Genomic DNA, 14921 nt, shown 5'->3' on the forward strand with positions numbered 1-14921 from the left:
CCTCTTTTCTACACTGGATCTACTTCATTTCTTGTGTGCTGACGGAACCGAGGACATCGATAGTTTATTTCTCAACTTCGTGAGTGTGGCGCGATTCCCACGTGGGAGCGTGGCACGACCACCCCACCGGGACTCCGAGGCGGACGCGGATCGCGGGCGCCCTCGGACTCGAGGACGCCCGCGATCAAGAAGGCGGATGAAGAAGCCGTTCGTGCGGGTCAGGAGGTCAGGACCGCCCCGCGGGTGTCGATACCGGGGCTGAGCACGCTCCAGCCGTGGTTCTCCAGGGCGAATCGGGTCTGGTCGGCCAGAGTGGACAGAACCAGAACCGTGGGACCTGCGCCGGAGATGACGGCCGGGTAGCCCTGCTCGCGCAGGGAGTCCATGACCGCCATCGAGGCGGGTAGGACCCCACGCCGGTACTCCTGGTGGAGCCGGTCCTCGGTCCCGGCCATGAGCAGGTCGGGGCGCCCGGCGAGCGCGAGCATGAGCACGGCGGCCCGGGAAGTGTTGAACAGGGCGTCCTCGCGCGGCACGGAGACCGGCAGGACCTGGCGGGCCTCCTTGGTGGACAGGCGCGTCGTCGCCGGCGGGATGAGCAGACTGACGCCGAGGGAGGCGTCCACGGGCATGGGCGCCATGCGCGGGCGCCCCCCGCGCTCGACCCAGGCGACGGTCGCGCCTCCGAAGACGGCGGGAGCGACGTTGTCGGGGTGACCCTCGAAGTCGGTGGCCAGGGCGAAGATCCGGTCGTCGCTGAGAGCCTCGGGCTCGGAGATGAGGCCGCGCGCCAGCATGAGCCCGGCCACCGCGGCACTGGCGGAGGATCCCATGCCCCCGCCGTGGGGGATCCGGTTGACGCAGCGCATCTCGAAGCCGGCCTGAGGTGCTCCGACGGCGTCCAGACCTGCCCGCAGGGCCTGCACGACGAGATTGTCGTCGTCAGTGGGGACCGTCTCGGCGCCGACGCCCTCGACGATGACGCGGGTGGTGCCGGTGGTCGGCCGTACCGAGACCTCGTCGTAGTAGCGGAAGGCCATACCGAAGGAGTCGAATCCGGGTCCCATGTTCGCCGTCGTTGCCGGGACCCGGACGGCCGCGCGCTCGTAGACGATGCGCATGTCACTCACCCTCGACGCGTTGGATGGAGACGATCTCGGCGACCCGGTCCGAGGCTCGCAGCCCCTCGACAGCGGCGTCGAGGTGGAAGACGGGAGCCGGATGGGTCACGAAGGTCACGACGGCCTGGTCCTCGCTGCCATCGGTGGTGACGTAGGCGCTCTGGCGCACCGAGTTGATGGAGACCCCATTCTCAGCGAAGACCGTGGCCATGGCGGCCAGGGAGCCGACGGCGTCGTCGGAGCGCAGCTGGATCTGGTACCGGGTGACGGCGGCCTCCGGGCCGAGGACCGTCAGGCTCGCGTAGGAGGACTCACGGGGGGCCTGGCCGCCGTGGACCCGGTGGGCGGCGGCGGCGACGACGTCGGACAGGACTGCGGATGCTGTCGGGGCTCCTCCTGCGCCCTGACCGTAGAACATGAGGCGCCCGGCGCTCTCGGCCTCGACGAGGACGGCATTGTAGGCGCCGTGAACGCTGGCCAGCGGGTGGTCGTTGGGCACGAGGGCGGGATGGACCCGCACGGAGACGCCTTGTGCGTGCTCGTCGTCGCGGTGCTGGGCGATGGCGAGCAGCTTGAGCTCGCAGCCCGAGGCGTGGGCCTCCCGGATGTCGTCGGCGGTGACTTCACGGATACCTTCGACGGAGACGTCATCGAGGCCCACGCGGGTGTGGAAGGCGAGCGAGGCGATGATGGCGGCCTTGGCGGCGGCGTCCAGGCCGTCGACGTCGGCGGTGGGGTCGGCCTCGGCGTAGCCGAGCTCCTGGGCGGTGGCCAGGGCGGTCTCGAAGGACAGGCCCTTGATGCTCATCTCATCGAGGATGTAGTTGGTGGTGCCGTTGACAATGCCGAGGACGCTGGTGACGCGGTCGCCGGCCATCGACTCGCGCAGCGCGTAGACGACCGGGATGGCACCGGCGACAGCGGCTTCGTAGTAGAAGTCAGTGCCGGCCGCAGCCGCGGCGGTGTAGAGCTCGGGGCCGTGGGCTGCGATGAGGGCCTTGTTGCCGGTGATGACGCTGGCCCCGGCCTTGAAAGCGGCCAGGATGAGGGTGCGGGCCGGCTCGATCCCGCCGATAAGCTCAATGACCAGGTCGTTCCCGGTGGCGACAGCGGTGGCGTCATCGGTAAGAAGGTCCCGGGAGACGGAGGCGTCACGCGGCGCGTTGACATCACGGACGGCGACGCCCGTGATCTCAAGACGTGCACCGGAGCGGGCGGCGAAGTCGTCGGCCTGCTCGCTGAGGAGGCGAATGACCTGACTGCCAACGGTCCCGGCGCCGAGGACGCCGACGGTGAGTGTGCGCTGGGCGGGTGAGAGGTCCTGAGCCACGGGATGACCACCTTGCTGTGTGTACTGTGTTGCGTGCCGTGCGTGGGCACTTCGACTGCGTCATGCGATGAGGCCGCTCACGACGGGCACGGTCAACCGGCCGCACGCCCGCGCTGGCCATCACTGCGGGCCAGCATAAGGGGCATCGGCCGTGGAGCGCTTGCGTGTCCGCCTGTGGACACACGGCCGACCCTGTGCGCCTTGATCCGATGGAGCCGGGAGAGGCGCCTCCGGAACCCGCCTGAGAAGGCACGGACGGGAGGGACTCTCTCAGCGGCGCCAGATGATCTGCTTGAGCAGCCGAACGATCACCCGCCCCAGGCCCATGGATACCGGGGTGGTCGCACCGTCGGAGTACCCCCAGGCCGGGGGCGGCTGCTCCAGGGAGGAGACGAAGGCAGTCAGTGAGGACGAGGAGGTCGTTGCGCTCATGCCTTCAGGTTAGGAAGCAGCGCGCCACCTAGCGCCCCCCAGGAGAACGATTGGCGGGGAGGGATCCTCCTCCCCAAGGCTGAGACGATCCCATGGGTTTCTCCTGCTTCCGGCAGTCCGTCCCGAGCAGGGCCGACGGAATGCCGAACGGCCCGCTGGGCGGAGATGGCCAGTGGCCCCGCCCCGGTTCAACCGGGGCGGGGCCACTGGGTGGGCTCCGATGTCAGAGCGCTCAGGCTCGAGAAGCGGCTACCCGCGTTCAGGAGGCCTTGCGGCGGCGAGCCACCAGCAGGGCGCCACCACCCAGGCCGGCACCGGCGAGCAGCAGGAGCGCAACGGCGTTAGCACCGGTGTGCGCCAGCGGCGGGGTGCCACCATTCGGCGTCTTCGGGGTGGAGGTGGGCGGCACCGGAGCACCCGGAGTGCTCGGCGGCTGCTCCTGCGTGGTCGTCGTCGGGGTGTTCACCGGCGGGGTCGCGGGCGGGTTGGACGCCGTGGGCGGGGCCTGCGCGGTCGTCGTCGGCGGGGTGGCCGGCGGGTTGGACGCCGTGGGCGGGGCCTGCGCGGTCGTCGGCGGCGTCGCGGTCGTCGTCGGCGGGGTGGCCGGCGGGTTGGACGCCGTGGGCGGCATCTGCGCGGTCGTCGGCGGCGTCGCGGTCGTCGTGTTGGTCAGGGAGACCTTGACGAGCTCCTGGTCGCGGATGGTGAAGGTATTGGTCTTCTGACCGTCCACGGTGAAGACCGGCTCGCCCCAGCTGAAGCCGGAGGCGGCGGGCTGAGCCTTGGAGGTGTCCTCGGTGAGCGTGATCTTGGTGCCCACGGGGAAGGTGCCGTCGAAGGCGACCGGCTCACCCGGCTTGACCGTGACGGAGGAGGTTCCGGTGCGGCCCTCTCCGGTGGCCTTCTGGCCCTCGGGAGCCTTCCAGTCCGGGTAGGAGCTGGCTGCGGCCGGCAGCTCGTAGGCGACGTCGACGACGAAGCTGGAGCCGGCGGCCTGTGCGGCAGCCTCGCCCTCGACGACCTTGGTCACGTCGAAGCCGCCGAAGCCGGGCTCCATCTGGACCGAGATGTCAAAGTACTGGACGTAGGACTGCTGCTGGGTGCTGGTCAGGTCCGTACCCTTGAGGTTCACGGTGTTCTCGTAAGAGGTGCCCCGGGAGGCGGCGACGGCGTTGCCGTTGGCGTCCACGAAGGAGACGGGGTACTCCAGGGTGAAGTTGGTGCCGTTCTGGAACGGACCAGTCACCTCATAAGTCGCAGTGCGGCCGTCCTGGGAGTAGGTGGCCTTGACGTCGAAGTCACCGTACTGGGTGGTGGCGTCCTGACCAGCGGCGTTGGTCACCGGGATGGACTTGCCGTCCGCGGGACGCAGGTTGAGGACTGTGCGGGTGGCGTCAGCCTGGTTAAAGGTCATGCCGGCACCGAGCGTGTCGGTGAAGACGATGGTCTGGCGGGAGCCGTCGAAGGTCTTGCCGAGCTTATCTCCAGTGGTCTGGTTGGCCCCGAAGTTCACGCCCCAGGTCAGCTCCTTGTAGTTGTTGTAGAAGCTGGAGGCCCACTTGGTGAGCTCCCAGTTGCTCTCCTCGGGGCCGCCGATGCCGCCGCCACCGGGCAGGGTGACGGCCGTGGTCACACCGTTGACGGTGAAGTCGACAGTCTGCACGTCGGCAGCCTTGGCAACGGCCACCAGGGCGGAGCCGGAACCCTTGAAGTTGTGGAAGCCGGCGGCCTTCAGCTCGTCAACCTTGGAGTTGAAGGTGCAGGTGACGTCCTTGACAGTCAGGGTGCAGGTGCCGACCTCGACGTCCTTGCCGCCGTGCTCGACGGTCATCGGGTGGGTCTCGCTGTTCTGCAGGTTGGTGAAGTACTCACCCAGACCGATCGTGAAGGAGTCGCCGGACTTGAGGTTGGCGTCGACACCGCTCCAGTCGAAGCTGAGGCGGGCGAGGTCGTAGGTGTTGAGCTTTCCGTCCTGCTCAACGTTGTTGCCGTCCACACGTGTCAGAGACAGGTTGGTGACGTTGACGCTCTTGTTCTCCTCGGCGCTCGCCTGGGGGGCGAACTGGGACATGATCGCGACAAGGAAGAGAGTGAGGATGGCGGCGGCCCCCCTCACCGCCCCTCGCGAGAGGGCCGGCCGAGAGGCGGCGCCCGTGGACATTGTGTTCATGGGTTCTCCGGATTCCTGGCATAGATGACAAGGGTTTGCCTTGTGAAACATCACCGAACGTTCCCACCGTCTGTTCAGGAGAGGGAAAGGCCGCCCCGTGATGACCAAGACCACTGTGTCACAAACCGACTGTTTGGGAACAGCGAACACTCAGAACACGCACGACCTCACAGTCTCAGCACATCCAAAACTTACTTTTCAAACAACTCAGTTCCCCACAATTTGTAGGTTTCACACAATGCAAGTATCGCCTGACTATGCCAACCCTGTGTCTCACCTATCGGTTGTACCGCGCTTCAGTTGTGTCACCCCTCCAAAACAATTCGTCGTCAGCCCCATTTCAGAACAACTTCACTCAGAGTTCTTTTAGGTTGTCATTACCTCCAGAATTAACTCACGCTTTCATCAGAATTCACACAGGGGCGCCGTGGTTCCAGGAATTGTTCCTGGAACGACGACGCCCCTGAGAGTTACCGGAGGTCTCAGCCCTCGAGGCGCAGGAGGTCCTCGATTGTCTCAGGGCGCAGGACCCATCCCGACTCGCCCTCAAGCACCCAGCGAACACCGGGGCGAGTGAAGAGGTTGTAGCTGGAGGCCATGGAGCGCCCGTAGGCGCCTGTGGCGGGCACGGCCAGCACGTCACCGACAGCCAGGTCGGTGGGCAGGTCCACGTCACGCACGACGACGTCACCGGACTCGCAGTGCTTACCCACCACCCGGCTGCGCACCAGCCCGGCCTGCGGGTCGGGTCGACGGTTGGCGACCAGGGCCGTGTAGGCGGCCTCGTAGAGGGCGGGGCGGATGTTGTCACTCATGCCACCGTCGATGCTGACATAGAGGCGCGAGGCCCCCGCTCCCAGCTCGACGCGCTTGAGGCCGGTGACGGTGTAGAGGGTGACTGTCGTCGGGCCGGCAACCGCGCGACCGGGCTCGATGGAGACGGTGGGAACCTCATCTCCGAGGCGCTCGCAGGTCTCGCGCACGGCCTCGGCCAGGGCGCGGGCAACCTGTGCCGGCGAGGGCGCCACGGGGTCGGCGCCGGTGTAGGCGATGCCGTAGCCTCCACCCAGGTCGATCTCCGGGCACAGGTGCCCGGTATCGACGGCGATCTCGTGGCGCAGGCCGAGGACGACACCGACGGCCTCCCGGAAGCCGGCCAGGTCCAGGATCTGGGAACCGATGTGGGAGTGCAGGCCGGCCAGCTCGAGCTCCTCGGCGGCCATGATGGCGTCGATGGTGCGTCGGGCCGCGCCGGTGGACACCGACAGGCCGAACTTCTGGTCCTCATGGGCGGTAGAGATGTACTCGTGCCCTCCGGCGTGGATGCCGGTGGTCAGGCGCACCATGACGCGGGCACGCTCCGCTGGGCCGAAGTCGCCGCTGCGCCGCAGCTCGTGCACCGCGGCCACGGCGTAGTCGACCTCCTCCGGGGAGTCGATGACCAGGTGCCCCACCCGGTGGCGTACCGCGGTGGTCACCTCCGCCGGGGTCTTGCCGTTGCCGTGCAGCCCTAGGCGGCGGGCACGGGTTGTGGCCTCGTATCCGTCGACCTTCTCCAGGCCTGCCAGCCCCACGGCCAGCTCGACGCGGGAGGCGGTGTCAATGCCCATCCCCTCCTCGAGGACCCACTGGGCCACCTTGGTGGCCAGGAATGCTTTCCCTGCATAGAAGGCCTCTCCCCCGGCCATGCCGTAGTTCGGCCAGAACTCCTCGGCCATGGCGGCGCTCCAGGAGGCGGCGCGGCCGCGCAGATCGGCCTCATCCAGGACGAAAACGGGGCTGGGGGCGTCGGCAAGGATCTCGGAGACGGTCAGCCCACCCAGGGCGAGCTCGCCGTCGGCGGTGCGCCGTGCTGTGGTGGGCCACAGGTCGGGACGGTCCTCGGGCTCGGGACAGGCCAGGGCCCCCAGGGGCGGCTCGCCGGCGGGAAGCTGGTCAGTCATGGACTCTCACATCCTCTCGGGAGCTGCCACGCCCAGCAGGCCGAGCCCGTTGGCCAGGACCTGCCCGACGGCGTCGTTGAGCCACAGGCGGGCCACGTGCCCGGAGCCCACGGCGTCATCCCCACGGGGGGTGACGCGGGTGGCGCCATACCAGGCGTGGTAGGCGGCAGCGAGCTGTTCGAGGTAACGGGCCACTCGGTGCTGCTCGCGCAGGGAGGCGGCCTGGGCCACGGTGGCGGGGAACTGGGCCAGGACCCCCAGCAGGGCGGCGTCGGCCGGATCGTCCAGGGCGGCGGGCTCGAAGGGCGCCTCGTTCGGGTCGCGGCTCACGCCGTGCTCGGCGGCGTTGCGGGCCACGTTGCGGGTTCGGGCATGGGCGTACTGAACGTAGTAGACGGGGTTGTCTGAGGTGGAGGAGGCCAGCAGGTCCAGGTCGATGTCGATCATGGAGTCCATGGAGGAGCGGGCCAGGGCATAGCGGGCGGCGTCCACTCCGACGGCGTCGACCAGATCCTCCAGGATGACGATGGTGCCGGCGCGCTTGGACATGCGCACCGGGACTCCGTTGCGCACGAGGTTGACGAGCTGGCCGATGAGGATCTGCATGTTGGTGCCCGGGGTGTCCCCGAAGGCCGCGCACATGGCCATCATGCGGCCGATGTAGCCGTGGTGGTCGGCCCCGAACAGGTAGAGGGCGCAGTCGGCGCCGCGCTCGCGCTTGTCCAGGTAGTAGGCGAGGTCGGCGGCGAAGTAGGCGGCGTTGCCGTCGGACTTGATGAGGACGCGGTCCTTGTCGTCCCCGAAGTCGGTGGTGCGCAGCCAGGTGGCGCCGTCGCGCTCCTCGATGACGCCGCGCTCGCGCAGGCGGGTGATGGCGCGCTCGACGGCGCCGGAGGTGTGCAGGGAGTCCTCGTGGAAGAAGACGTCGAAGTCGGAACGGAAGGCGTGCAGCTCGGCCTTGACGGCGGCGAACATGAGGTCGACGCCGCGGGAGCGGAAGACCTCGGTGGCCTCGACGTCGGGCAGGGTGGCCGGGTCGGGGCGGCCGGCGGCGAGCTCGTCGGCGGTCACCTGCTGGGCGATCTCACTGATGTAGGCGCCGCCGTAGCCGTCCTCGGGGGTCTGCTCGCCGCGTGCGGAGGCCAGCAGGGATCGGGCGAAGCGGTCGATCTGGGTACCGTGGTCGTTGAAGTAGTACTCCCGTGTGACCTCGGCCCCGCAGGCGGACAGGATCCGGGCCAGGGAGTCGCCGACTGCGGCCCAGCGAGCGCCACCCAGGTGGACCGGCCCGGTGGGGTTGGCCGAGACGTACTCGAGGTTGATGTGCTGGCCGCTCAGGGAGTCGTTGCGGCCGTAGGCCTCTCCGGCCTCGACGATGGAGCGGGCGAGCTCGCCGGCGCTGGCGGCGTCGAGGCGGATGTTGAGGAATCCGGGGCCGGCGACCTCCACGGAGGCGATGCCGTTGAGGGCCTCAAGACGCGGGACGAGGAGCTCGGCGAGATCGCGCGGCTTAGTGCCCGCCTTCTTGGCCAGCTGCATGGCCACGTTGGTGGACCAGTCGCCGTGGTCGCGGTTGCGGGGACGCTCGACGCGAGGGTCGGGGATCTCGGCGGCGGGCAGGGCGAGGGAGCCCTCGGCGGAGGCCTCCTCCAGGACGGTGCGGATGGCTGCGGCAAGCTCTTCTGGGGTCACGCGCGTCAGCGTACCGTCAACGGGCGGACCGGATCACGAGGGAGGCCAACAGCCTCCGGGCATCGTGGGACATGTCGCAGTCTCGTGCCGGTTTCGCTCCGGGACCGGGACGCTGGTACAGTCACGCCTCGGGCCCCGGTAGCTCAGTGGATAGAGCGTCTGCCTCCGGAGCAGAAGGTCGCAGGTTCGAATCCTGTCCGGGGCACCACACCCGAGCCCCCGTCGCCACCCGCGGCGGGGGCTCGCTCATGCGTGTTGCGGCACAATTCCCCTGGCCGAGGCGGAGCCCAAGCGAGTTCCGCGAGGCCGTGAACCGGCTCCGGGCTCTTGACGGGTCCTTCAGTTGAGGGTCTTCAGGGCGAGACTGGGGACATCGGTCATGATGGCGTCCACGTTGAGGTCGGCCAGGCGACGCATCCGCTCGGGATCGTCCACCGTCCAGACGTGGACCTCCAGGCCCGCGGTGTGCGCGGAGGCGACGAAGCGGCGGGTGACCACCGGGACGCCGTGGTAGCTCTCCGGCACCTGGACGGCGTCGACCTTGCCGCGCGTCCAGCCCCAGCGGGTCTGGGGCAGGGGGACGGCCGCCTCGCTGCGCAGCATGAGTCCGAGTACGTCGCTGACTCCCAGAGAGGTCATGGCCCGCGGCTCCTGGCGGCGCAGCACGGCCAGCCTTCTGGCGGAGAAGGAGGCGAACCGGACTCGTTCAAGGGCCTCGGCGTCGCGCACCGTCTGCAGGGCGGCCTGGACCACGCAGGAGTCCTTGAGATCGACGTTGAACCTCATCGTCGGATGGGCGTGGAGGGCGTCATCGAGTCGTACGAAGCCGCGCCCGTCACCGGAGTCGAGATCGGCCATCTCGGCCCACATGACCTCTCCGACGGTGCGGGGGTCGTTCGCGGTGCGGCGCAGGTCCTCATCATGACTGAGCACGACGACGCCGTCGGCGGTCAGCCGCAGGTCTGTCTCCATCCACTCCAGCCCGAGCGCAGCCACATGCTCGACGGCGCTCCAGGTGTTCTCCGGAACCTCGCGTCCGCCACCACGGTGGGCGATGACGGCAGGACGGCGGGTTCGTGACGCGGCAGGCGGCACAGTGGGTCTCCCTCAGCTGCAGTTGGTGGTGAGCTCGACGGCGTTGTGCTGCTTGAGCCAGCCCCACGGCTCCACGGTGGACTCGTCTGCGGTGTCGTCCTTGGTCCGCACCTCGAAGTGCAGGTGAGACCCGGAGGACCGGCCCGTGTTGCCCACTCCGGCGATCATCTGACCGGCCGTGACGGTGTCGCCGACCTTGACATGGATGCCGTCCTCGTACATGTGCAGGTAGCTGGTGTACCAGACCTGGCCGTCAATCTCGTGCTTGATGGTGATGGTTCCGGTGCCGTCGACCATGCCGGCGGTGGTGACGGTGCCGGCGGCGGCCGCGTAGATGGGCGTCCCCACAGGGGCGGCCATGTCCTGTCCGGCGTGCAGCTTGCGGTAGCCGAGGGTGGGGTGGGTGCGGTAACCGTACTCCGAGGAGATCTCGTAGGTTCCCGGAAGCATCGGGTAGAACAGCTGCGGCTTGGAGGTGAAGGCGCTGGTGTCGCCGGAGGCGCCGGTCGCCGAGGAGCAGGTCTTGGCGGCGTTCTGGAAGGCCTCGCGGATCCTGGCCCGGGTGGCGGCGTCGGGAACGTTGGACAGCTGGGTGTCGGAGGCCGACTCCAGGTCGTCGCTGCCGAGCACGGCACTAGCGACGGACGAGGACCTCGTTCCGCCGGCGGCCGGGCTCTGAGTGGCGGAGCCGCCGGAGTGCATCTTCATGGCGGCCGAGGCCAGAGGGGTGTTGTCGAGGTGGCTGGACAAGGGGGCGAGCACCGTGGCCGCAGCCAGGACCGACAGGACGGCGGTGCGCCCCAGGATCCCGGAACCGGTGCGCCGGCGGACAGGGCGCACGGGGGCGGGTCCGGTTGAGGAGTCACGGTGAGTGTCCGGCTTCGACGCTGCCGCGCCCCTGGCCGACGACGCCGGGGCGACAGACTCGTCGGCGGCCCCGGTCCCCGTGGTCTCGGCAGCCGCCCTTTCGGGCTTGGTCTTCCTGGCACTCCGGGCGGCCTTGATGGCGCGAAGGGTCTCCTCGTCCGCCAGCGGCACCCCGGCCTTGCGTGCGGCCATGATCTTGCGGACCTCAGGGACCTCAACGGTCTCCGCGCCGCGGAAGTCCGTGATCCGCTGTGAGAATCGGATCTCGTGCGGCGCCTCGGGAGTGAAGGGCGTCGCGGGCACTGATGGTTCGGCCTGCGGTGTCTGGGCCGCGGCACGGCCCGCCTGTGTGCCGGGGGCACCGAAGAGGGCGGCATGGTGGGGGGTGGAGGCCACGACAGGCTTGGCCGAGGCGGCCGAGACGCCAGTGGGAGACGCTGCGGAGGCACGTTGCTGACGTCGGCTCCCGGAACGGGGCGCGGTCTGCGAGACTACTCCGGCCTCTGGCCCGGCAGAGGTGGTCTGAGCGGCCGCATGACGACGGCGCTGTGTGCCGTCGGACGCAGCAGGAGCCGTGCCACCGCTGGCCCACCAAGGCGTGGTACCGGTGGAGTCACTGGCTGCCCGCCCGAGATCCGAGGTGGACTCGGCCAGAGAGGCCGCGACCAGGGGCGTCAGGGCCGAGGGTGTTGACGGCGCCGCCGACGAGGACTCAGCGTGCTCGCCGCGATGAGAGCGGTGTCGGTCACGACGGTTCTCCGAACGCCCCTCGAACCGGCGAGACTGGGACTGCGGCGTGCTCTCGACGACAGGGGTCTCCCGCGTCTGCTGAGTGCCCTCGACGACCTGGGCGGTACGCAGGTCCTTGCGGGAGCGCCGGGTGGGACGGGTATCGCCGGCGACCTGCGGCGAGGAGGAGACGGACGGGGACACAGACGCGGCGCTGTGCGCCTGCGCCGCCGACATGTGCGGATGCTCGGGCTGACGCGAGGCGGACTCCGGCTGCTCAATGGCGTTCTGACGTCGGCGAGCCATGCGGCTCATCGGCGCCACGGGCTGCGACTCCGTCGGGTCTTCGGGGACCGATCGGGAGGATCCGCCGGCTGGGCGCGTTCCTGTCCGAGTGCCTGCCTCCGTTGCCGGAGGCGCTGCCGGAGCCACGGGCCGCTGTGGATGGTTCTGCTTCTGCGGGGCGAGCGGAACGTCGGGGAGAGCCGATGGGCTCGGAGCGGTGACGGGGCTGGAGGCGGCGCCATTCTGAGCGCGGTGAGTGTGAAGGTCGCGACGTGAGCGGCGAGTGGCCCCGGCGACGTGAGTGGTGTGCGTCGTCGACGGTGACGGCGGGGTGGCTCCGACCTGCGCCTCAGCGACTTGGCGAGCGGCTTCGGCAGCACGTTCCGCCTCGCGACGCTGGCGTCGACTCATGGGCTGCGGGGTCACGTGGGAAGCCTCCAGGTGGCTGTTGTCATAGGGACATAGGGAAGGAAGTCGTTGCTGCCGACGACTCGGCGGTCACGATGTGGTGGCTGCCAGGGCGACAGCCTTGGTTGTACTCGGTTAAAACAGTAGCGGTCTCCTGTGGGTCTTGCCAGGAGAACCAGCACACCTTTGTGTGACCTGTACTTCCCGCACAAATGTGACGGTCCCGTTCGCGGCACCACTCCTGAGCCAGAAACACGTGTCATACGAACGAATCGACTCCTGGTCACCGCAGCCTGACCGGCAGTCGACGATTGTCGTCAGAAACGGCCCGATCTGTGGGTATCCGCTGATCCCACCCCTTGAATCACGATTTAGTCACGGCGCTGGTACTCCTCGCGCTGCATGGCGTCGTTGACCTCGCCGACGAGCTCTTCGAGGATGTCCTCCAGGAAGAGGACCCCGACGAATCGCCCCTGCGCGTTGCGCACGTGCCCGAGGTGGGCCCCCGAGCGCTGCATGGCCGCCAGCGCCTCCTCGACCTCGTCGTCATAGCCGACGGGTACGAGTGCGCGAGCGCGCCAGGCGGGTACCGGTTCGGTGCGGTCGGCGCCGTCGGCGTAGAGGATGTCCTTGAGGTGCAGGTAGCCGGTGATGGCCGGCTCCTCTCCCTCGTCGGCTGCGGCCCGATCGGCAACGAGCGGGAAGCGGGAGAAGCCGGTGGAGGCCACGGCCCGTTCCACGTCCTCGGGCGTGCAGTCCTGGGGCAGGGTGACGAGCTCGCTCAGGGGCACCATGACGCTGCCCGCGGTCTCCTCGGAGAACTCCAGGGCGCCGCTGAGCAGGCCGGTGGAGTCCTCCAGGACGCCTTCGGCCGTGGAGCGCTCGACGATGGAGGCGACCTCCTGGGCGTTGAAGGCGGCGGCGATCTCCTCCTTGGCCTCGATGCCCAGAACCTTGAGGACCCCGTTGGCGAAGCCGTTGAGAGCGTTGACTACGGGACTGAAGACGCGCGAGCACCACACCAGGGGCGGGGCGAGCCAGCGCACCGCCTTCTCCGGGGAGGCGATGGAGATGTTCTTGGGCACCATCTCCCCGGCGACGACGTGCAGGCCCACGACGATGACCAGGGCGATGAGGACGGCCACGGCGTGGGAGCCGGAGTGCCCGACGCCGACGGTCGCGAGCAGGGGCTCCAGGGCGTGGGCGATGGCCGGCTCTGCGACGACACCCAGGCCCGTGGAGCACAGAGTCACGCCGAGCTGGGCGGTGGCCAGCATGCGCGAGACGTTCTGCAGGGCCCGCAGGGCGGTGGCGGCTCGGGTGTCACCGGCCTCGGCCAGCGGCTCGAGCTGGCTGCGGCGCGAGGAGGTGACGGCGAACTCGGCGCCGACGAAGAAGGCGTTTCCGGCCAGGAGGATGACGGTGATCAGGAGGGCGAGCGGCGTGTTCATCGGGGCTCCCCCTCAGGCGCCCGTCCCCCGGACGCGACCTCAGGGTCCTTGGGGCGCACGTGGAGGCGGGTGACGCGGCGCCCGTCCATGGCGTCGACGGTCAGGGACGCGTGAGTCAGCTCGACGACGTCGCCGACGGCGGGAATGCGGCCGAGCTCGGTCATGACCAGGCCGCCGAGGGTCTCGTAGGGGCCGTCGTCGGGTACCTGGATGGCGGCGCGGGTGGCGAGCTCGTCGGGGCGCATCCACCCGGGAACGACCCAGTGGCCCGAGGGGTCGAGGTGGGCGCCGGCGCGGCGGCGGTCGTGCTCGTCGGCGACATCCCCGACGACCTCCTCGACGGCGTCCTCGAGGGTGACGACGCCGGCGGTGCCGCCGTACTCGTCGACGACGATCGCCATCTGGGAGCCCTGGGCGCGCAGCTCGACGAGCAGGTCGGCCAGCGGCATGGTCTCGGGGACGCGGGGCGCGGGGGTCATGAGGGAGGTGGAGGCCACCGGCACGTCGGCGCGCCGCTCGTAGGGGACGCCGATGGCGCGGCGCAGGTGGACGATGCCCATGACGTCGTCGACGTCCCGGCCGATGACGGGGAAGCGGGAGTGGCCGGTGGCGCGGGCCAGGTGCACGACGTCCTCGGCGGAGTCGTCGGCCTCAAGAGTGTGGAGGCGGCCGCGGTCGGTCATGACGTCGATGGCGGTCAGCGCCCCCAGGCCGATGGAGCGGGTGAGCAGGGTGGCGGTGGAGGCGTCGAGGGTGCCCTCCTCGGCGCTGTGGCGCACGAGGGAGGCGAGCTCGCCGGCGCTGCGGGTGCCGCTGAGCTCCTCGGCGGGTTCGATGCCCATGGCGTGCAGAACGGCGTTGGCGGCGCCGTTGAGCAGGACGATGAGGGGCTTGAGGAGGGTGGTGAAGCCCATGAGGAAGGGGGCCACGAGCCCAGCGGCGCGCATGGGGTCGGCCAGGGTGGCGTTCTTGGGGATGAGCTCGCCGATGACCATGGAGAAGGCGTTGACGACGATGAGGGCGATGACGACTGCGGCGCCGGTGGCCACCGAGGTGGCCAGCCAGTGGCTCATGAGGTCGGTGAGCAGGTTCGCCAGGGCCGCCTGCATGGTGTAGCCCAGGAGCACCGTGGTCAGGGTGATGCCGACCTGGGCTCCGGACAGGAGGGTGGACAGGCGGCTCAGGGCACGCTGGACGACGGTGGCGCGCCTGTTCCCAGCGGCGGCGCGGGTCTCAACAGTGGAGGGGTCGAGGGCCACCAGGGAGAACTCACCGGCCACGAACAGGGCGGTGCCCACGGTGAGGACCACGCCGACGGCGATCATGAGCCAGTCGGTCATGCGAGATCCTCCCCCACGTGGAGTGCGACGTGGGCGCCGGAGGAGGACGAGTCGGGGT

Annotated in this window: 10 protein-coding genes and 1 tRNA gene; 1 reads left to right on the top strand and 10 read right to left on the bottom strand. The window is 69.4% G+C overall.

The window, feature by feature from the left end; genetic code table 11:
* Window positions 1-218 precede the first annotated feature (218 nt).
* From thrB to argS, 6 genes are all read right to left on the bottom strand, one after another.
* A complete protein-coding gene (thrB, locus tag FBF36_RS09620; RefSeq protein ID WP_009398246.1) occupies window positions 219-1121 on the bottom strand; it encodes a homoserine kinase in 903 nt (300 codons plus the stop codon).
* Window position 1122: 1 nt separating this feature from the next.
* Entirely contained in the window at window positions 1123-2451 is a 1329-nt protein-coding gene (locus FBF36_RS09625; RefSeq protein ID WP_009398244.1) for a homoserine dehydrogenase, read from the bottom strand.
* A 270-nt stretch (window positions 2452-2721) separates the two neighbouring features.
* Complete coding sequence (locus tag FBF36_RS13285; RefSeq protein WP_009398236.1) at window positions 2722-2883, bottom strand: hypothetical protein; 162 nt, start codon at window positions 2881-2883, stop codon at window positions 2722-2724.
* A gap of 259 nt (window positions 2884-3142) precedes the next feature.
* On the bottom strand, window positions 3143-5053 hold the full coding sequence (locus FBF36_RS09630) for a DUF5979 domain-containing protein (protein WP_138137442.1): 1911 nt from the start codon (window positions 5051-5053) through the stop codon (window positions 3143-3145).
* 482 nt (window positions 5054-5535) lie between these two features.
* Window positions 5536-6996, bottom strand: coding sequence for a diaminopimelate decarboxylase (gene lysA / locus FBF36_RS09635; RefSeq protein WP_009398230.1), 1461 nt, complete (start codon window positions 6994-6996; stop codon window positions 5536-5538).
* A 6-nt stretch (window positions 6997-7002) separates the two neighbouring features.
* The gene (gene argS / locus FBF36_RS09640; RefSeq protein ID WP_009398227.1) at window positions 7003-8688 is read right to left on the bottom strand and encodes an arginine--tRNA ligase; all 1686 of its coding nucleotides are present in this window, start codon (window positions 8686-8688) and stop codon (window positions 7003-7005) included.
* A 132-nt stretch (window positions 8689-8820) separates the two neighbouring features.
* Between argS and FBF36_RS09645 the strand changes: the two genes are divergently transcribed.
* Window positions 8821-8896: transfer RNA gene (locus FBF36_RS09645), tRNA-Arg, on the top strand.
* A 131-nt stretch (window positions 8897-9027) separates the two neighbouring features.
* Here FBF36_RS09645 and FBF36_RS09650 read toward each other — a convergent pair.
* The 4 genes from FBF36_RS09650 to FBF36_RS09665 all read right to left on the bottom strand — a co-directional run bounded on the left by FBF36_RS09650 (window position 9028) and on the right by FBF36_RS09665 (window position 14863).
* A complete protein-coding gene (locus FBF36_RS09650; protein ID WP_050792692.1) occupies window positions 9028-9783 on the bottom strand; it encodes a glycerophosphodiester phosphodiesterase in 756 nt (251 codons plus the stop codon).
* A gap of 12 nt (window positions 9784-9795) precedes the next feature.
* Window positions 9796-11685, bottom strand: a complete 1890-nt coding sequence (locus tag FBF36_RS09655) for a peptidoglycan DD-metalloendopeptidase family protein (RefSeq protein WP_087944038.1) — start codon at window positions 11683-11685, stop codon at window positions 9796-9798.
* A 758-nt stretch (window positions 11686-12443) separates the two neighbouring features.
* Window positions 12444-13523, bottom strand: a complete 1080-nt coding sequence (locus FBF36_RS09660; protein ID WP_009398217.1) for a hemolysin family protein — start codon at window positions 13521-13523, stop codon at window positions 12444-12446.
* Window positions 13520-14863 carry a hemolysin family protein gene (locus FBF36_RS09665; RefSeq protein ID WP_009398215.1) on the bottom strand — a complete coding sequence of 448 codons (1344 nt, stop codon included), beginning with the start codon at window positions 14861-14863 and terminating at the stop codon, window positions 13520-13522. The genes FBF36_RS09660 and FBF36_RS09665 overlap by 4 nt, the downstream gene beginning before the upstream one ends.
* Between the last annotated feature and the right edge of the window lie 58 nt (window positions 14864-14921).

Origin of the sequence: Actinomyces sp. oral taxon 171 str. F0337, from assembly GCF_005696555.1 — a bacterium.
Classification (GTDB): Bacteria; Actinomycetota; Actinomycetes; order Actinomycetales; family Actinomycetaceae; genus Actinomyces; species Actinomyces oris_E.